At 72.3% G+C, this 19326-nt stretch carries 13 protein-coding genes; 7 read left to right on the top strand and 6 right to left on the bottom strand.

Going from position 1 to position 19326, the window contains the following annotated elements; all coding sequences use genetic code 11:
• Position 1: 1 nt before the first annotated feature.
• The 4 genes from NZH93_RS01870 to NZH93_RS01855 are packed head-to-tail and all read right to left on the bottom strand — an operon-like array spanning position 2 to position 2683.
• Positions 2–1039, bottom strand: a complete 1038-nt coding sequence (locus NZH93_RS01870; RefSeq protein WP_259621096.1) for an ATP-binding SpoIIE family protein phosphatase — start codon at positions 1037–1039, stop codon at positions 2–4.
• A complete protein-coding gene (locus NZH93_RS01865) occupies positions 1027–1440 on the bottom strand; it encodes an anti-sigma regulatory factor (protein ID WP_259621095.1) in 414 nt (137 codons plus the stop codon). Before NZH93_RS01865 ends, NZH93_RS01870 begins: the two co-directional genes overlap by 13 nt.
• Positions 1437–1823, bottom strand: a complete 387-nt coding sequence (locus NZH93_RS01860; protein WP_259621094.1) for an STAS domain-containing protein — start codon at positions 1821–1823, stop codon at positions 1437–1439. Before NZH93_RS01860 ends, NZH93_RS01865 begins: the two co-directional genes overlap by 4 nt.
• Positions 1823–2683 carry an STAS domain-containing protein gene (locus NZH93_RS01855; RefSeq protein ID WP_259621093.1) on the bottom strand — a complete coding sequence of 287 codons (861 nt, stop codon included), beginning with the start codon at positions 2681–2683 and terminating at the stop codon, positions 1823–1825. The genes NZH93_RS01860 and NZH93_RS01855 overlap by 1 nt, the downstream gene beginning before the upstream one ends.
• Before the next feature lie 161 nt (positions 2684–2844).
• Here NZH93_RS01855 and NZH93_RS01850 point away from each other — a divergent pair, with 161 nt between their 5' ends.
• The 4 genes from NZH93_RS01850 to NZH93_RS01835 all read left to right on the top strand — a co-directional run bounded on the left by NZH93_RS01850 (position 2845) and on the right by NZH93_RS01835 (position 6726).
• Positions 2845–3348, top strand: a complete 504-nt coding sequence (locus tag NZH93_RS01850; protein ID WP_259621092.1) for a 2Fe-2S iron-sulfur cluster-binding protein — start codon at positions 2845–2847, stop codon at positions 3346–3348.
• The gene (locus tag NZH93_RS01845) at positions 3345–4331 is read left to right on the top strand and encodes an FAD binding domain-containing protein (RefSeq protein WP_259621091.1); all 987 of its coding nucleotides are present in this window, start codon (positions 3345–3347) and stop codon (positions 4329–4331) included. Before NZH93_RS01850 ends, NZH93_RS01845 begins: the two co-directional genes overlap by 4 nt.
• Positions 4328–6412: a xanthine dehydrogenase family protein molybdopterin-binding subunit gene (locus NZH93_RS01840; RefSeq protein WP_259621090.1), complete on the top strand. Its 2085-nt coding sequence runs from the start codon at positions 4328–4330 to the stop codon at positions 6410–6412. Before NZH93_RS01845 ends, NZH93_RS01840 begins: the two co-directional genes overlap by 4 nt.
• 119 nt (positions 6413–6531) lie before the next feature.
• The gene (locus tag NZH93_RS01835) at positions 6532–6726 is read left to right on the top strand and encodes a PspC domain-containing protein (protein ID WP_259621089.1); all 195 of its coding nucleotides are present in this window, start codon (positions 6532–6534) and stop codon (positions 6724–6726) included.
• A 67-nt stretch (positions 6727–6793) separates the two neighbouring features.
• Here NZH93_RS01835 and NZH93_RS01830 read toward each other — a convergent pair whose 3' ends face one another.
• On the bottom strand, positions 6794–7321 hold the full coding sequence (locus tag NZH93_RS01830) for an ABATE domain-containing protein (RefSeq protein ID WP_259621088.1): 528 nt from the start codon (positions 7319–7321) through the stop codon (positions 6794–6796).
• A 76-nt stretch (positions 7322–7397) separates the two neighbouring features.
• Between NZH93_RS01830 and pcp the strand changes: the two genes are divergently transcribed.
• Both pcp and NZH93_RS01820 read left to right on the top strand, forming a co-directional pair.
• Positions 7398–8027, top strand: a complete 630-nt coding sequence (gene pcp, locus NZH93_RS01825; RefSeq protein WP_259621087.1) for a pyroglutamyl-peptidase I — start codon at positions 7398–7400, stop codon at positions 8025–8027.
• A 921-nt stretch (positions 8028–8948) separates the two neighbouring features.
• Positions 8949–11036 carry an AfsR/SARP family transcriptional regulator gene (locus tag NZH93_RS01820; protein WP_259621086.1) on the top strand — a complete coding sequence of 696 codons (2088 nt, stop codon included), beginning with the start codon at positions 8949–8951 and terminating at the stop codon, positions 11034–11036.
• Between the two features lie 37 nt (positions 11037–11073).
• Here the strand turns inward: NZH93_RS01820 and NZH93_RS01815 are convergent, their stop codons facing one another.
• On the bottom strand, positions 11074–12384 hold the full coding sequence (locus NZH93_RS01815) for a Zn-dependent hydrolase (protein ID WP_259621085.1): 1311 nt from the start codon (positions 12382–12384) through the stop codon (positions 11074–11076).
• A 442-nt stretch (positions 12385–12826) separates the two neighbouring features.
• On the opposite strand from NZH93_RS01815, the gene NZH93_RS01810 reads away from it, so the two are divergent.
• Positions 12827–19321, top strand: a complete 6495-nt coding sequence (locus NZH93_RS01810) for a non-ribosomal peptide synthetase (RefSeq protein WP_259621084.1) — start codon at positions 12827–12829, stop codon at positions 19319–19321.
• Positions 19322–19326 lie beyond the last annotated feature (5 nt).

Raw genomic sequence — 19326 nt, 5'->3', positions numbered from 1 at the left:
GTCAGTAAGTCTGCGCCACGAGGACGCAGGCGTCGTCCTTGCGCACGCCCGCGTCGCGCAGCAGACTGCCCGCGACCACCAGCGGGGCCGCGCTCATCAGGTCGTCGTCGTGCTCCACCGTCCAGCGTTCGGTGAGGCCGTCGGAGTGCATGACCACGACCCCGTCGTCGGGCAGCGGGTAGTCGAACGCGCGGATCGTGCGCGCCTGGTACCCGGCGACACCGGGGACCGAGACCATGCCGCGCTTCTGACCGTCGCCGACCACGGCGGCGCCGATGTTGCCCAGCCCGGCGTACCGGACCGTGCGGGCCACCAGGTCGACCTCCGCGACCGCGACCGCACCGCCGCGGGTACCGCGCAGTTCCCGGTGGATGCGGGCGACCACGTCCTCCGGGGCGGTGGGGGACAGGGAGCAGAACAGCCGGACCGCCGCCTGCGACGCGGTCGCCGCCAGCGGGCCGTGCCCGGACCCGTCGCACATCATCAGCGACAGCCTGCCGGGGCTCCGGCGGATGGCGTAGGAGTCGCCGCAGACCTCTTCACCCCCGATCGCGCGGGTCACGCCCGCGGCGACGTCCTCGGGGAACTCGGCGTGCGGGCCGCGACGCGGGTGGAAGCGCGCGGACAGCGCCGTACCCCGACCCGGTCGCGAGGTGATCGCGCACGAGTCGGCCAGCCGGTTGACGGCACCGAGGCCCACACCGAGCGTGCCCGTGGTGGAGTGGCCGTCCTCGAACGCCAGGCCGACGTCGCGGATGCCGGGCCCGCCGTCGACGGCCAGCAGTTCGACGGCCGCCTCGGTCGTGCCGCGCACCGACCGCACCAGCACCACCCCTTCACGGGCGTGCTTGTGCAGGTTCGTGGCGATCTCGGTCACCGCCACACCGATCTCCGCCACCCGCGCGGCGGGGAACGCCAGCCTCTCGGCCAGCGCCGTGGCGGCCCGCCGGACGCGACCCGCCTCGGCGGGCTCCTCGACCCTGATCCAGGTGACGTCCTCGGCAACGGGCAGGCACGTGGGCTCGCTCAGCGCTTCCACTTCACCACCATCACGACCGTGCCGCGGCCGACCTCGGAGTCCAGGTCGAACTCGTCGACCAGCCTGCGCGCGCCGGACAGCCCGAGCCCCATCCCCTTGCCGCTGCTCCAGCCGTCGGCCAGCGCGAGCGAGAGGTCCGGGATGCCCGGCCCCTCGTCGTGGAACGACGCCCGGATCCCGGTGCGACCGTCCGCGGTGATGATCTCCACCCGCGCGAAACCGCCGCCGCCGTAGACCAGCGTGTTGCGCGCCAGCTCGCTGGCGGCCGTCACGAGCTTCGTCTGGTCCACGAGCGACAGCTTGACCTGCTGGGCGTAGGTGCGCACGAGCTGGCGCACCCTCACCACATCGTCGTCCGCCCTGATGGGGAGTTCCTCCGGCCCGTCGGACCGGGGTGTCACCGAGCCTCCAGGCCGGTGCGCCCGCGTTCGCGACCGATGTTCTCCAGGATCCTCATCCCGCGTTCGAGGTCCAGCGCGGTCCGCACGCCACCGAGCGTGAGGCCCAGCTCGACCAGGGTGATCGCCACGGCGGGCCGCATCCCGACCACGACGGTGTCCGCGTCGAACAGCCGGGAGATGGACGCGATGGTGGCGAACATCCGGCCGATGAACGAGTCGACGATCTCCACCGCGGAGATGTCGATGACGACCCCGTGAGCGCCGGTGGCGCTGATCTTCTCGGCCAGGTCCTCCTGGAGCGCGAGCACGCTCTGGTCCTGGAGGTCGATCTGGATCGAGACGAGCAGCACACCGCCGATCTTGAGGATCGGCACGCGTTCCATCAGAGGGCCCCCCGCTCGCCCTTGCGCACGACCTCGACGCCGTCGCGGCGCAGCGCGTGCCGCAGCGCGTCGGCGAGCGTGGCCTTGGTCGCGATGTCGCCGAACTCGATGCCGAGCGCGACGATCGTCTGGGCGATCTGGGGGCGGATGCCCGAGATGGTGCACTCGGCGCCCATCAGGCGGGCGGCCACCACGGTCTTGAGCAGGTGCTGGGCGACCTGCGTGTCGACCGCGAGCACACCGGTGATGTCGATGATGGCGTGCTCGGAGCCGGTCTCGACCAGCGCTTCGAGCAGCTTCTCCATCACGACCTGGGTGCGGGCGGAGTCCAGCGTGCCGACCAGCGGCACCGCGAGCACCCCCTCCCACAGCTTGACCACGGGGGTGGTCAGCTCCAGCAACTGCTCGGACTGCTCTTTGATGATCTCCTCGCGGGCACGGGCGTACGCCTCGAACGTCAGCAGGCCCAGCCCGTCCAGCAGCGTCGAGAACGACAGGACCTGCCGGAACAGCTCGGCGTCGTCCTGGCCGTTGACCAGCTCGAACACCACCCGCTTGAGCGCGAAGACGCTCGACGCGGTCTCCGACGGGCTGAAGTTCTGCCGGGCGCGCGACCGCGACAGGTCGCCGAGCAGCGACCTGAGCTCCGCGTAGGCGTGTCCGCTCAGGTCGCGGCCGTCCCCGGACGCCACCGGCAGCAGCGACGTGAACAGCTCGCGGAAGTCCCGCTCCAGCTCCGCGCCGGTCGTCCGCCCGCGCAACGTCGTCGCCACGGCCTCGACCCACGCCGCGACCAGCGCGTCGGTGTTCGACCGCAGCAACTCGGTCAAGCGGTGCCCGTGCTCTGCTTCGCCAACCACGCAATCCTCCTAGTACCCCATGCCTTGCCCAGACACTAGTGCGGCGGTGGCAGGCGCGTGGTGCGTGGCGGTCGTAAGGGGGTGCGCCCCGTCGGGTGACTCGCGGGTTGAACCCCGGATCACGGGGAAGTCTCCACGGGTGACGAGGCGAGGAGTCGGTCGTGGACGGTGACGTCGAGCTGGACGTGGACGGTCGGTCCCGGACGCTGCGGGTGGACAGCAGGACCACCCTGCTGGACGCGCTGCGCGAGGGATTGGGTGTGACCTCGGTCAAGAAGGGGTGCGACCACGGGCAGTGCGGGTCGTGCACCGTCCTGCTCGGGGGACGGCGGGTCGTCACCTGCCTCACCTTCGCCATCGCGCACGACGGCGCCACCGTCACCACCGCGGAAGGGCTCGGGGCGGGAGGACGGCCCCACCCGGTCCAGGAGGCCTTCGTCGAGCGGGACGCGTTCCAGTGCGGGTTCTGCACGCCCGGCCAGGTGTGCTCGGCGGTGGGTATGCTCGCCGAGGCTCGGGACGGCAGGCCCAGCGCCGTCACCGACGACCTGACCGGCCCGGTCGAACTGTCCGACGACGAGGTCCGCGAGCGCATGAGCGGCAACCTGTGCCGCTGCGGCGCGTACGGGAACATCGTCGACGCGATCCAGGACGTCGCCCGGTGATCCCCTTCGACTACCACCGCGCGACCGACGTCGCGGGCGCGGTCGCCACGGCGGACGCGCGCGAGGCGGTGTTCCTCGCGGGCGGGACGAACCTGGTCGACCGGATGAAGCTGGGCGTCACGTCGCCGGACGTCGTGGTCGACATCGGCGGGCTGGCGCTCGACGGCGTGGAGGAACTGCCGGACGGCGGGCTCCGGATCGGCGCCACCGCGCGCAACAGCGACCTGGCGGCCCACCCGGTCGTCCTGCGTGACTACCCCGTGCTGGCGAGGGCACTGCTGTCCGGGGCGAGCGGCCAGTTGCGCAACCTGGCCACGACCGGCGGGAACCTGCTGCAACGCACCCGCTGCTCCTACTTCCAGGACGTGTCGACGCCGTGCAACAAGCGGGAGCCGGGCACGGGGTGCTCGGCGATCGGCGGTTACAACCGCCAGCACGCCGTCCTGGGCGCCTCCGAGCAGTGCGTGGCGACCCACCCGTCGGACATGGCGGTGGCGATGGCCGCGCTGGACGCGCGGGTCGTCGTGCGGGGCCCGGCCGGTGAGCGCGTCGTGCCGCTGGTCGACCTGCACCGGCTGCCCGGTGACGAACCCGACCGGGACACGGTGCTGACCCGCGCCGACCTGATCACCGCCGTCGACCTGCCGCCGCTGCCGGACGGGACGCGGTCGCTGTACCGGAAGGTGCGGGACCGGGCTTCGTTCGCGTTCGCGCTGGTGTCGGTCGCGGTGGTGCTGCGGGTCGACGGGGGAGTGGTGCGCGACGTCCGCGTCGCGCTCGGCGGGGTGGCGCACAAACCGTGGCGGGCCAGGCGGGCCGAGGAGGTCCTGCTCGGCTCACCGGCGGAGGAGGAGGTGTTCCGGCGGGCGGCCGACGCCGAACTCGCCGCGGCCAGGCCGTTGCCCGACAACGGGTTCAAGGTGCCGCTGGTCCGCAACACGCTGGTGTCCGCCCTGCGTGACCTGAGCCTGGGGGAACGATGACCGACCTGCTGCGACCGCACGTGCTCGGCGCCTCCCCGGCGCGGGTCGAGGGTGCGGCGAAGGTGACCGGCACCGCGCTCTACGCGGGCGACCAGCGGGTGACCGACCCCGCGTACCTGCACCTCGTGCAGGCCGAGGTCGCGCGGGGACGGGTGACCTCGGTCGACGCCGAGGCGGCGCTGGCCCTCGACGGCGTGCTCGCGGTGCTGACGCCCGACAACGCGCCCCGCCTGGCGTCCACGGACGACGCCGAACTGGCCGTCCTCCAGTCCCACGACGTCGACTTCCGCGGGCAGGTCGTCGCCGCCGTGGTCGCGCGCACCCCGGAGATCGCCCGGCAGGCGGGCGCGCTCGTCGACGTGCGGATCGACGAGGCGCCCCACGACGTCCACCTGGGCGCCGACCGCGACGACCTGTACGCGCCGGAGGAGGTGAACGCGGGCGCGGAGACCGACACCTCGCAGGGGGACGTCGACGCGGCCATGGCGGAAGCGCCGTTCACCGTCGACCACACGTACACCACCGCCTGGTACAACAACAACCCGATGGAGCCGCACACCACCACGGCGCTCTGGTCGGACGGCGACCTGGTCCTGCACGACTCCACCCAGGGCGTGCACCCGACCCGCGACACCGCGGCGGAGGTGCTGGGGCTCGACCCGGAGCGGGTGCGGGTCGTCTCGCCGCACGTAGGCGGCGGGTTCGGCTCCAAGGGCACCGCGCACGTCAACGTGATCATCACCGCGCTGGCGGCCAAGGCCGTTCCCGGCACACCGGTGAAGCTCGCCCTCACCCGGCAGCAGATGTTCTCCCTCGTCGGCTACCGCACCCCCACGATCCAGCGCGTCCGCCTCGGCTGCGACGAGGGCGGCTGGCTCCGCGCCGTCGCCGTCGACGTGGTGGAGCAGACGTCGCGGATCAAGGAGTACGCCGAGCAGACGGCCGTGCCGAGCAGGATGATGTACGCCGCGCCGCACCGGAGCACGACGCACCGGCTGGCCGCGCTGGACGTCCCCGTGCCGTCGTGGATGCGCGCCCCCGGCGAGTGTCCCGGCATGTTCGCCCTGGAGAGCGCCGTCGACGAACTGGCCATCGCCTGCGGCGTCGACCCGGTCGAGTTCCGCGTCCGCAACGAGCCGGAGGTGGAGCCCGAGTCGGGCAAACCGTTCTCCAGCCGCAACCTCGTCGCCTGCCTGCGGGAGGGCGCGCGCAGGTTCGGGTGGGACGACCGCGACCCGGCCCCGCGCTCCCGCCGCGAGTCGGACTGGCTGGTGGGCACGGGGGTCGCGTCGTCGACGTACCCGGTCAACAAGATGCCGGGGTCGGCCGCGACCGTCCGCCGCACCGTCGACGGGCGCTTCCGGGTGGAGATCGGGGCCGCCGACATCGGCACCGGCACGTGGACCTCGCTCGCCCAGGTCGCCGCCGACGCGCTCGGCGTGGAGTTCGCCGACGTCGAGCTGCGGATCGGCGACACCGACCTGCCCAAGGCCACCGTCGCGGGCGGGTCGTCCGGCATCACGTCGTGGGGGTCGACCGTGGTGGCCGCCGCTCGGGAGTTCCGCGCCAAGTTCGGCGACGACCCCGACGAGGGCGACGAGCTGACCGCGACGATGCCGGAGGACGACGCCTCCGACGAGTACGCGAAGCACGCGTTCGGCGCGCAGTTCGCGGAGGTCCGGGTGCACGTCGACACCGGCGAGGTGCGGGTCTCCCGGCTGCTGGGCGTCTTCGCGGTGGGGCGGGTCGTGAACCCCCGCCTGGCGCGGTCGCAGCTCGTCGGCGGCATGACCATGGGCCTGTCGATGGCGCTGCACGAGCGGAGCGTGCTCGACGAGCGGTTCGGCCACGTCGTCAACCACGACTTCGCCGAGTACCACATCGCCGCCAACGCCGACGTCCCGCGGGTGGAGGCGCTCTGGATCGACGAGCACGACCCGCACGTCAACCCCATGGGCACCAAGGGGATCGGCGAGATCGGCATCGTGGGCACCGCCGCCGCCATCGCCAACGCCGCGCACCACGCGACCGGCGTCCGCGTCCGGGACCTGCCCCTGACGCTCGACCACTTCCTGAGCTGACCGGTCGGCGGGCCGTCGGTTTGCGCAAGCGCGCCGCCGGGCATCCCGTGGGAGAGCTGAGACGCACAGGAGGTCGGGGGCGTGGTCCCCCGGCGTGGGTGCTACCCGGAAGGTGACTCATGAGCAGCACGATGCCGACGACGTTGAGCAGGCCGAGGAACAACCGCAAGATCGCGGGCGTGTGCGCGGGCCTCGCCGAGCGCTGGGGGATGAAGCCCGGAACGGTGCGACTGCTGTTCGTCCTGTCCTGCCTGCTGCCCGGACCGCAGTTCGTGGTCTACCTGGCGCTGTGGGCGATCCTGCCGTCCCGCTGACCTGACGCTCGTGCGCGGAGGGCCCCGGACCGACTCGGTCCGGGGCCCTCGCCGTGCTTCCACTGTCCTAAGAGGACTTTCCTCGGTGGGACCGGACGCGGGCGCGGGTTGCGCAGCGGGGGGTGCAGTAGCGCTGGCGGGTGTCGCCGCGGTCCGAGAACACCTTGCCGCACACGGGTTCCGCGCACGTCAGGAAGCGCAGCGCGGGGTGTCCCAGGTCGACGGTGGCGCTGGTGACGATCCGGGAAAGCGCTGCGGCGCAGGAGTTCGGGGCGGTGACCGGGTCGTGTTCCGCCGTCGCGGTCGATCGCCGCAGCGCCGCGGTCGCGGCGGCGAGGTCGGGGGAGCGGGGCGGGAGCGGGTGGCCGAGGCGGGTCAGCACGACCGCGCGCAGCGCTTCCCTGACCTCGTGGACCAGTGCCAGGTCGTCCGGGCGCGGGGCGTGGTCCGGCGCGAGGCCGACCGCGTCGAGCCACCGCCGCACATCCTCGGCCGTCGTGAGCGACTCCGCGGGTGCGGGGCCGTGGACGTTCGTCCTGGTCGCGAGGAAGTCTGCCCAGGTGTGCCCCGTGGTGAACGCGAACTCGTCGGCCATGGGTTTACTGTAACGCTAGCTACCGTTACGGTAAACGGGCGCGGCCACGGCGGCCCGCGACGACGAGGAGGGCACCATGCCGACGATCCTGCTCACCGGCTTCGAACCGTTCGGCGGCGAGACGACGAACCCGTCGTGGAACGCCGTGCGGGCGTTGCGCGACGAGTGGTCCGGGCCGGGCGAGCTGCACGCCGTGGAACTGCCCGTCGACTTCCGCGCGGTGGGCCCGGCGCTGGTGGAGGCCGTCGAGCGGTACCGGCCGGACGTGGTGATCTGCACCGGCCTCGCCGGGGGCCAGGCGGACATCGCCGTCGAGCGGGTCGCCGTCAACATCGAGGACCCCGGCGTCCCGGACAACGCGGGCTACCAGCCCGTGGACGAGCCCGTCGACGAGGAGGGGCCAGCCGCGTACTTCAGCACCCTGCCGGTCAAGGCGATCGTGGCCCGGCTGGTGGAGGAGGGCATCCCGGCGAGCGTGTCCAACACCGCGGGCACGTACACCTGCAACCACGTGTTCTACCGGTTGATGCGCACGCTCGCCCAGCAGCGCCCCCACGCCGTCGGCGGGTTCATCCACGTGCCCTACGAACCCGGCCAGGTGGCGGGGATGACCTCGCCGAAGCCGTCGATGGCGCACGAGACGATCACCCGCGCCCTCCGCCTCGCGACCACCGTGGCGCTGGAGTCCCTCGAAGACCGCGCGTGAACCCCGGCCGCTCGGCCGTGCGCGCCTTCCTTCGCGGGATCACCGCGCCCTGAGCGCCCCGGACCTACTGGGTAATGGGTACCCGTGTTTGAGCGTATTCATTACCGGGAATGGTGGGGCGCCTCCCCATTGTCTTGTCGGAGTTGAAGTGGTAATGCGCGGCGGAACTGTTCTCCCGGTAGTCGCACTGAGAGTGTGCGAAGTCGTGGAATATCACGGATCGTGTATGTGTCGACCACCTTCTCCTTGACCCGCGTCAGGTACGGCGGTTGCGTAGCGCAATCATTGTTCGTTACTGACAGTGCTGATTAGCGGTAAACGAACGCGCAGCCAAGAAATGATCATCGAGGAAGCCCTGACCTGCCGGAGGTGGGCGGGTAGAGGTATGGTCGGGATAAGTCCGACGCGGTCGGGTCGATCGGTGCGCACCGGTCGGTTCACCGGGTTGGAGCATTCACCTCTCGTTGACGCCCGTGCTAGGTTCCTCGATAGTTCACCTTCCGAAGTAAATTGTCCTGACCTGCGTGAAGTCTCGATTTCCCTGTTGAACGGTCTCTTCCCGTGAGGTACCGGGAAGATGAACAAGGTGGTCGGCATGTTGTTTTCCGATGGATTCGGCCCGATGGTCGTGGCGTTCGGCGCAGGGCGCCGGGGAATGTGCCGGCTTTTACCCGCGTCCATTGGTTCGCTTCATGCGGTCATCGGGATTCTCAATACCGCCGGGGGTCCGGTTCGCCAAACCGAAGTGGTCGAGGAGCGTGGTGTGCCGAGGTCGGGGAGCGCCGGGTCGTCACGAGGCCGGTGGCGGGCGTGGTGATCGACCGGGTTGACGTGCGTGCCCGGACGGCACCGGGGCACGCGGGTGCCGGACCGGTGATCCCCGCACCCGCCACCCGACTGTCGAGGACCCCGGAGCGAGGCATGGAGTACCGCATTCTCGGGCCGCTCGAAGCGCGGCGCGACGGAGCCGTCGTGGAGATCAGCGGCACGCGTCAGACGACGGTGCTGGCGCTGCTGCTGGTGGAGGCCAACCGGATCGTGCCCGTCGACCGCCTGGTCGACGGGGTGTGGAACGAGGCGCCCCCGGCGACCAGCCGGAGCCAGATCCACATCTGCATCTCCTCGCTGCGGAGACAGCTCTCCGGCGGGCGGGACCTCGTCGACACCTGCGCCCCCGGCTACCGGCTGCGGGTGGACGAGGGGGAACTGGACCTGCACTCCTTCGAGGCCCACGTGGTCGCCGCGCACGCGGCGGTCGCGGACGGGGTTCCGCGGCGCGCCGTGGGTGAACTGCGATCGGCCCTCTCGCTGTGGCGCGGGCCCGCGCTCGCCGGTGTCGGCAGCCAGCTCCTGCGCCGCGTGGCCGCCGCGCTGGACGAGAAGCGCCTGGCCGTGCACGAGGAGTGCCTGGAACTCGAACTGGCGCACGGACTGGGTGCCCCGCACGAGCTGGTCAGCGAACTGGCCGTCCTGGTGGCCGCCCACCCCCGGCGGGAGCGGCTGCTCGCGCTGCTGATGACCGCGCTCTACCGCGTGGGGCGGCAGGCCGAGGCGCTGGAGGAGTACCGCAAGGCCCGCGCGCGGTTCGTCGGCGATCTCGGCATCGAGCCGGGCGAGGAGCTGAGCGGGCTCTACCAGCGCATCCTGGTCCACGACCCCGCGCTGTCCAGACCCGCCGAGCCGCGGCCGTCGCCGGTGCGGAGCAGGGGGCCGCGCCGCCTCCCGGCCGACATCGTGGACTTCACCGGCCGCCGCCGGAGCCTCGAACGCCTCATGGAGGTGTCCGAGCCGCGGGACGGGACCGCCGTCCCCACGGTCGTGGTCACCGGGCGCGGGGGAGTCGGCAAGACCACCCTGGCCGTGCACGCCGCCCACCGGCTCGCCCCGGACTTCCCGGACGGGCAGCTCTTCGCCCGGCTCTCCCACGACGGCGTGCCGGAGGACCCGCACGACATCCTCGGGCGGTTCCTGCGCGCGTACGGCTTCGCCGACCAGGACGTCCCCGACGGCAGGGAGGAGCGGGCGGAGACCTACCGCGACCTCATGGCGGACCGCCGGGCGCTGGTGGTGCTCGACGACGTGGTCTCGGAGAGCCAGGTGTTCCCGCTGCTGCCGGGAACGCCGCTGTGCCGGGTGGTCGTCACGTCCCGGCAGCCGCTCGCCGGACTCCCCGCCGCGGTGCGCGTGCGCCTGACGCCGTTCACCGAGGGCAGCGCGCTCGAACTCGCGGGCCGCATCGCGGGGCGCGCCAGGATCGACGCCGACCACGACGCCGCGGTCGCGCTGAACGAGGCGTGCGGGTACCTGCCGCTCGCGCTGCGGCTGGCCGCCGCCCGTCTCGCCTCGCATCCACATTGGACGGTGGCGGACATGATCGCCCGGCTGGACAGCGGGTCGAGCTGGCTGGACGACCTCGAGGACCAGACCGGCGTGCACCTCGCCTACGCCGGTCTGACCGAGGAGGCCCGCCGCCTCTTCCGCCTGCTGCCGCTCGTCGAGGCGGCGGACTTCGCCTCGTGGGTCGGGGCGCCGCTGCTGGACGTGGGCGTCGCGCGGTCGGAGGCGCTGCTCGACGAACTCGCCGACGCCGACCTCGTGGTCGTCCGCCCGCACGCCGACGGCACCCGCTACTGGGTCCCCGGCTGGATCCTGGGCTACGCGCGCAGGCGGCAGGCCGAGGAGGGCGAGGAGTCGCTGAGGAAGGCGTTCGAGCGCCTGCTGGGCGCCCTGTTGCACCTGTCGGAGAAGGCACACCGGGTGCAGGGCGGCCACCACCTGCAACTGGCGGGCAACGGGGCGAGCCGGTGGGAACTGCCGGGCTCGCTGTCGGAGCGGCTGATCGCGGACTCGGCCGGCTGGTACACCCGTGAGCGCTCCTGGGTGCTGACGGCCGTGCGCCAGGCCACGAGCGCCGGCTTCGCCGAGCACGCCTGGGGCCTGGCGATGTGCACCGTCACCTTCGCCGAGTCCCCGACCCGCCAGGGGCGGCGTCCGGCGCTGCCGATGTGACCGCTCCGCGGCCGGGAGCGGGTGCGGAGCGGCAGGCTCAGACCCGTTCCGCCGCGGCGGTCTGCGCGCCCAGGACGGAGTGCAGCAGGACGTTGGCGCCGTGGACGAGGTCGGCGGGTGCGGTGTCCTCTCCCGGCGCGTGGCTGATGCCCCTCTTGCTGGGGACGAAGATCATGCCGATCGGGGCCACCAGCGCGACGATCTGGGCGTCGTGGCCCGCGCCGCTGGGCATCGTCAGGTGCGGCAGCCCCAGGGTGTCGGCGGCGCCCCTGACCGCGTCCCGGAGCGGGGGAGCGGTCGACACCGAGCGCGACCGCATCGAGGCGCGCGCTTCGACGGCGCAGCCGGAGGCCGCCGACACCCGAGCGCACTCGCTCCGCACGGCTGCCTCACCGCGGACGAGCTTGGCCGGATCGGTGTCGCGCACCTCGACGGTCAGCCGCACGGTGCCGGTGATGGTGTTCGTGACGTTGGGGTGCGCCTCCAGGTAGCCCGTGGTGGCCGTCGCGCACACGGCGTCCTCGGTGGCGATCCGCTGCACGGCCAGGATGATCTCGGCGGCGGCGACCATGGCGTCCCGGCGGTCGGCCATGGGGGTGGTGCCCGCGTGCTGGGCCTCGCCCACCACGTCGATGTCGAGGATCGTGCGCCCGACGATCCCGTCCACGACCCCGATCGGCACGCCGAGGCGTTCGAGCGACGGGCCCTGCTCGATGTGCAGTTCCAGGTAGGCGGCGATGGCGCCGGGCGACCACGCCGCGTCCGCGAGGCGCTCGGGAGAACCGCCGGCCTGGGCCAGGTACGCGCTGACCGGCCGCCCCGCCCGGTCCTCCGCGGCGAGTCCGTCCTCAAGGGACCCGCACAGCGCGCGCGATCCCCAGAACGGTGTCTGGATCAGCGCGCCCTCCTCGTTGGCGAAGGCGACCGCGACCATCTCGACGGGGAGGTCGACGTCGTTCTCGTGCAGGACCTGGAGCACCTCCAGCGCGGCGATCACCCCGTAGGCGCCGTCCAGCCTGCCGCCCTGCACCACGGTGTCCACGTGGGAGCCGACGAGCAGCACGGGCGCCGCCTCGCGCCGGGTGCGCGGGCGGTGGACCAGCAGGTTGCCCGCGGGATCGGTCTCGGTCGCCAGACCCGCCTCGGCGCACAGGTCCCGCAGGTAGGCCATCGCCGCGTTCTCCTGGGCGCTGAGGCCCAGCCGGGTGATGCCGCCCGCGGGGTCGGCGCCTATCTTCGCCAGTTCCTCCAGGCGGTCGAGGAGCCTCGCGCCGTCGATCCGGAGCCCGGCGTGGCCCTCCAGGAAACCGTCGACCGGTCCGCGAGCCTGGAGATTCTGCTTGGGCATAGCTCTTCCTCCCGTTCGCCGGGCGAATACCCGGCGGGACAGCGCAGACGTGGCCTCGGTCTGCCCGGACGACAATAGTGTGGGCCGCCGCGCTACCCGTGTGCTTTCGCTGGGCGATGGGACCCCTATTCGGTTGCTTTGACCTGCTGTTCGAGCGTGCTCGACCGCTTCGGTGAATCGGTACAGGTGGGCCTGGTCGAGGTGGCGAACGGGCCTCTGAGCTGCGAGAATAGTCGAACGATTCGCCGTGGCGCTCACCGGTCGTCGTGAGCGGCACTATTTTCGGTTCGGTCCGTTCCTATTGGGATTCTATTGTCGGGCCATCGTTTCCCTTTTGGGTTCGGGAGCTTCGTTGACCCGTTCGAGTGCGGCTGCCTAGTCTTCGGCAAGACCCCTTTGGTGAAAACGGCCGGATGATTCCATCGGTAGGAAAGGGAAACTCATGGGAAGCCTCCACAAGGACAGGCAGACACCTGCCCCTGCGGTTCTGCGCGCCCGTGCGGCCGAACGGGGTCCGCTCTCCTACGGCCAGCAGCGGCTGTGGTTCCTGGACCGCTGGCTGGCGGGCAGCCCGGTCTACAACACGCCCGTCACCCTCCGGTTCACCGGCCCGCTGGACGCAGGCAGGCTCGCCGCCGCCGTCAGCGCCGTGGCCGCCCGGCACGACGTGCTGTTCACCGTGTTCCGGGAGGGGCCGGACGGCCCGCGCCAGGAGGTGACCGACCGCCGGGAGCTGCCCTGCCCGGTCGTCGACGTGGCGGAGGCCGACGCGCGCCGGCTGGTCGAGGAGGACGCGCGGCGGCCGTTCGACCTGGCCGAGGGCCCGATGCTCCGCGCCCACCTCTTCCGGCTGGCGGAGGACTCGCACTGGCTCCACCTGACGTTCCACCACATCGCCTGCGACGGCTGGTCGGTGGAGGTGTTCCAGCGCCGGCTCCTGGAGGCCTACCGGACCGGGGCCGCGACGGCGGAGCCGCAGGCCGTCGAATACGCCGATTACGCGCTCTGGCAGCGCGACGTGATGGCCGGCGCCTCCGCCGCGCGGTCGCTGGAGGCGTGGACCCGCGCGCTGGACGGCGCGCCCGCCGTCCTCGACCTCGGTGCCGACCGCCCGCGGCCCGCCGAGCTGAGCTACCGGGGCCGCACCGAGCACTTCGACCTGACCGGTGTCCCCCTCGCGGAGCTGGAGAAGTTCGCCGCGGACGCGGGCGTCACGCCGTACGTGGCCCTCGTCGCGGCCTTCCAGGCACTGGTCGCCCGGCACTCGGGCAGTGAGGACGTCGTGCTCGGCTCGCCGACGGCGGGTCGCGGCCCCTCGGCGCTCGACGAGGTCATGGGGTTCTTCGCCGACTCCCTCGTCATCCGCACCAGCCTGGCGGACGACCCGACGTTCCGCGCGCTCGTCGCCCGCACCCGCGCCGGTGTCCTGGACGCGCTGTCGCGCAGCCGGGTGCCGTTCGACGTGGTGGTGAACCACCTGCACCCGGAGCGCGACCTCGGGTACAGCCCGATCGTCCAGGTCGTCTTCGCCCTGCACGAGGAGGACGACGCCGGGGTCCTGGACGACGGTGTCACCTTCGAGCGGAGCACGGTCTCCACCGGCACCGCCAAGTACGACCTCACGTGGTCCGTCTTCCGCCGCGCCGACGGGCTGCGGCTGGAGGTCGAGTACGCGACCGACCTGTTCGACGCCGAGACCGTGCGCGCCTTCGTGGGCCACTGGGAGACGCTGCTGCGCCGGGTCGTCGTCGAGCCCGACCTGCCGCTGAGCGAGGTCGACCTGCTGTCCACCGAGGAGGCCGAGCTGGTGGCGTCCTGGTCCGGCGCCGAGAGCACGCTCCCGGCCGGGACGGTGCACGACCTCGTGGCGCGGTGGGCCGCCGAGCACCCGGACGCCGTGGCGCTGACCGGCGCCGGGACGACGTGGACCTACGGGGAGCTGGACCGGCGCTCGTCCGCGCTGGCGCGGCGGCTGCGGGCGCTGGGTGTGGGACCGGAGGTCTGCGTCGGGGTGTGCCTGGAGCGCTCGCCGGACATGGTGGTGGCGTGCCTCGCGGTGCTGAAGGCGGGCGGCGTGTACGTGCCGCTCGACACGGCGTTCCCCGCCGACCGCGTGTCGTTCATGCTCGACGAGGTCGGCGCGAAGACCGTCCTCGTCCACCCGCCGACCGCCGCCGCCGTCCCCGAGGGCCCGTGGCAGCTCGTCGACGTCGAGGACGCGGTGGAGGTCCACGGCGACGCGCTGCCCGAGGTGGAGCCCGACAACGCCGCCTACGTGATCTTCACGTCGGGGTCGACGGGTCGTCCGAAGGGGACGACGGTGACGCACCGGAACGTGGTGCGGTTGATCGGTGGTGTGCGGGAGCGGTTGCCGTTTGGGCAGGACGACGTGTGGACGTTGTTCCACAGCTTCGCGTTCGACTTCTCCGTCTGGGAGATGTGGGGTGCGTTGACGACCGGTGGTCGTCTGGTGGTGGTGCCGTATGCGACGAGTCGTGATGTGGAGGCGTTCCACGCGCTGGTGCGTGACGAGTCGGTGACGATCCTGAGTCAGACGCCGTCGGCGTTCCGCCAGTTCGAGACCGTCGACGAGCAGGCGGCGGGTGACTTGTCGTTGCGGGCCGTGGTGTTCGGCGGCGAGGCCTTGCACCGGCCGTCGGTGCGGCGGTGGGCTTCGCGGCACGGGTACGCGGCGCCGTTGCTGGTGAACATGTACGGCATCACCGAGACCACCGTCCACGTCACGTACCTCGAACTGACCGAGGTGGACCTGGAGCGCGACCTCAGCCAGATCGGCAGGCCCCTGCCAGACCTGGGCGTGCACGTGCTGGACGCCCACGGCCGACCCTGCCCGATCGGGGTGACCGGGGAGATCCACGTCGGCGGCGCGGGACTCGCCCGCGGCTACACCGGCCTGCCCGCGCTGACCGCCGAGCGGTTCGTGGCCGACCACCGCACCGGCGACGCCGGTGGACGCCTCTACCGCAGCGGGGACCTCGGCCGCTGGACCGCGCGGGGCGGGCTGGAGTACGTCGGCCGCGCCGACGCCCAGGTGAAGATCCGCGGCTACCGGATCGAGACCGGCGAGGTCGAGACGGTGCTGGGGACCCACCCCGGCGTGCTGGAGGCGACTGTCGTCGCCCGCCGCGGGCCCGACGGCCAGACCGACCTGGCGGGCTACCTGGTCGCCGACGGCGCGGCGCCGTCCACGGACGAGCTGCGCGCCTGGCTGCGCAAGCGGCTGCCGGACTACATGGTCCCCCGCCACTTCGTGGCGCTGGACGCGCTTCCCCTGACCCCGCAGGGGAAGGTGGACCGCAAGGCACTGCCCGAACCGGAGGCCGTCCGCCCCGAGCTGGCCCAGGAGTACGTGGCGCCGGTCGGCGAGGTCGAGGAGGTGCTCGCCGAGATCTGGCAGCGGGTGCTGGGCGTGGACCGGGTCGGCAGGCACGACAACTTCTTCGACCTGGGCGGCGACTCCATCCGCAGCATCCAGGTCCTCGGCCAGGCCAGGAACGGCGGGCTCTCGTTCGACCTCCAGGACCTGTTCCGCGACCCGACGACGGCGGGTCTCGCGACCCGCGTGGAAACCGTTGTCGCGCAGGGGACCGAGCCCGTGGTGCGCGAACCGTTCGCGCTGGTGTCCGAAGAGGACCGGGCGCTGCTGCCGGAGGGGCTGGAGGACGCCTACCCGATGGCGGAGCTCCAGGTCGGCATGGTCTACGAGATGGAGCTGAACCCGGAGCGCCGGGCGTACCACAACCTGGACGGGCTCCGGATCGTCGGACCCTACGACGAGGCGGCCTTCCGCGACGCGACGGCACGGGTCATCGCCCGGCACCCGATCCTGCGCACCTCGTTCGACCTCAGCGGTTTCAGCGAGCCGATGCAGCTCGTGCACCGGACGGCGGAGATGCCGTTCATCGTGGCGGACCTGCGCCACCACGACGAGGCGACCAGGGACCGGCTCCTCGACGACCACGTGCTCTCCGAGCGCCGCCGCCCGTTCGACCACTCCCGGCCGCTGCTGCTGCGCTTCGCCCTGCACCGGCTGACCGACGAGTCCTTCCAGTGGACGATCACCGAGCACCACGCCATCTTCGACGGCTGGAGCCTGCACTCCACGATCTCCGAGATCGCCGAGGTGTACCAGCGGCTGCTGGCCGGTGAGGACCCGGTGCTCACCCCGCCCGGTTCCGCCTACCGCGACTTCATCGCCGCCGAACGGGAGACGCTGGCCTCGGAGGAGAGCAGGGCGTTCTGGCTCGACCGCGTCAGCGACCGGCCGGACTGCCGCCTGCCCCGGTGGCCCACCGACCGCCCCACGAGCCTGACCGGGCGGGCGCAGGAGCACGAGTGGCGCGAGCACCACCCCGACCAGGGGTACGGCTCCGTCGAGACGCTGCTGCCGGAGGACCTGTGCGACGGGCTGCGCCACCTGGCGCGCGAGTGCTCCGTGCCGCTCAAGGCCGTGCTGCTGGTGGCGCACCTGAAGGTCATGAGCCTGGTCACCGGCAGTTCGGACCTGCTGGTCGGGCTCACCGCAAACGGACGGCTGGAGGAGGACGGCGGCACCGAGGTGCGCGGCATGTTCCTCAACACCGTGCCGTTCCGCGTCGAGCTGCCCGACGGCACCTGGCGCGACCTGGTGCGGACCGTCTTCGAGACCGAGCGCGAACTGCTGCCGCACCGGCGCTACCCGCTCGGCGCGCTCCAGCGGGAGATCGGTGGCGAGCCGCTGTTCGAGGTGAACTTCGTCCACAACCACTTCCACGTGCTGGACAAGGCCTTCGGGCCGGGCCTCATGCGGATCGAGGACGACAAGATCGACAGCTTCACCACGGACCGCGCCGAACCCACCAACTTCCCGCTCAACGTGGGCGTGATCCGCAACCCGTACTCCAACCGCCTGCTGTTCGGGATGGACTACCACACGGAAGTCCTGACAGCGGACCAGGTCCTGCTCTACCGCGACTACTACCTGCGGGTCATGGCCGAGATGGTGGCCGACCCGGAGGCCCGGCACCGGTGGGTGCCGCTGCTCGGCGAGGACGAGCGCGGGCTGCTGGACTCGTGGAACGCCAACGAGGGCGAGGTGCCGCCGGTGCTGGTGCACCGGATGTTCGAGGAGCGGGTCGCGGCGTCGCCGGACTCGGTGGCGGTGGAGTCGGGCGGGGTCGCCCTGACCTACGGCGAGCTGAACGCGCGGGCGAACCGGCTGGCCCGACGGCTGCGCGACCTCGGCGTCGGACCGGACGTGCCGGTGGCGCTGTGCCAGGACCGCTCGCTCGGCATGATCACCAGCCTGCTGGCCGTCCTGAAGGCGGGCGGCGTCTACGTGCCGATCGAGCCCGAGTTCCCCGTCGACCGCATGGCGTACATGCTGCGGGAGGTGTCCGCGGACCTCGTCCTCGCGGGCGAGCAGGTCGTCGACCGCGTGCCGGACGGACCGTGGCGGGTGCTGGCCGTCGACGAGTCGCTGTGGACCGGGGGCGACGAGCGGAACCTCGACGGCGGCGCGGCGCTGGACAACGGCTTCTACGTGATCTTCACGTCCGGGTCGACCGGGCAGCCGAAGGGTGTTGTGACGCGGCACCGCAACGTCACGGAACTGTTGCACGGCGGCGAGTTCCTCACGCTCAACCCCACCGACACCCTGCTCCAGCTCGCGCCGCTGTCCTTCGACAACTCGACCTTCGAGGTGTGGGCGCCGCTGGTGGGTGGCGCTCGGCTGGTGCTGGCACCGCCGGTGCAGTACGGGCCGCGCGAGATCGCGGAGTGGGTCGTCGACGCGGGCGTGACGGTCCTGCACGCCACGGCGTCGCTGTTCGCGCTGCTGGTCGACCACGAGCCGCAGACCTTCGACGGGTTGCGCCGCTTCCTGACCGGCAGCGAGACCGTGTCACCGCCGCACGTGGAGCGGGTACTGGAACGCTGCCCGGACCTGGAGCTGGTGAACTGCTGGGGCCCGACGGAGACCACGACGTTCTCGGTGTGCGGCGTCTACACCCGCGGCACCGTGCCGTCCGGCGCGCTGCCGCTGGGTTCCCCGCTGGTCAACACGCAGGTGTGGGTGCTGGACCAAGCCGGGCTGCCGGTGCCGGTCGGCTCGTCCGGCGAGCTGTACGTCTCGGGCCCGTGCCTGGCGCGCGGCTACCTCGGCAGGCCGGGGCTGTCGGCGGAGCGCTTCGTGCCGCACCCCTTCCGCGCCGGGGAACGCCTGTACCGCACGGGTGACCGGGGGCGCTGGTCGATCGACGGCCGGGTGGAGTTCTTCGGCCGCACCGACCACATGGTCAAGGTGCGCGGCTACCGGGTCGAGCTGGGCGAGGTCGAGGCCGCGCTGCGCGAGCACCCCGACCTGCGCGAGTGCGTGGTGGTCACCCGCGCCAACACCACGGCGGGCATCGACCTGGTGGGCTACGCGGTGATGGACGGCGCCGCCCCGACGTCCGGCGAGCTGAGGACGTGGCTGGGGCAGCGGCTGCCGAGCTACATGGTGCCGCGCCTGTTCGTGTTCCTCGACGAGCTGCCGCTCACGCCGCGGGCGAAGATCGACCGCCGCGCGCTGCCGGAGCCGAAGGAGATCCGCCAGGACGACGCCGAGGAGTTCGTCCCGCCGGTCGGCGCGGTCGAGGAGCTGCTGGCCGAGATCTGGCAGCGGGTGCTCGACGTCGACCGGGTCGGTCGGCAGGACAACTTCTTCGACCTGGGCGGCGATTCCATCCGCAGCATCCAGGTCGTGGGGCAGGCGCGGACGAAGGGGCTCGTCGTCGGCTTGCAGGACCTGAACCAGCACCCGACGGTCGAGGCGCTCGGCCTGGTCGTCGGGCCGCCGAAGGCCGTGGAACCGCCGCCCGCCAAGGCTTCGCCGTTCGCGATGCTCTCGGACCGCGACCGCGAGCTGCTCGCCGCGCGCACGACCGGCGAGCGGTGACGACC

Source organism: Umezawaea endophytica, from assembly GCF_025061645.1.
GTDB lineage: Bacteria > Actinomycetota > Actinomycetes > Mycobacteriales > Pseudonocardiaceae > Umezawaea > Umezawaea endophytica.
Note: the sequence above shows the minus strand (reverse complement) of the source record. Positions and strands in the feature narration are given on the sequence as shown.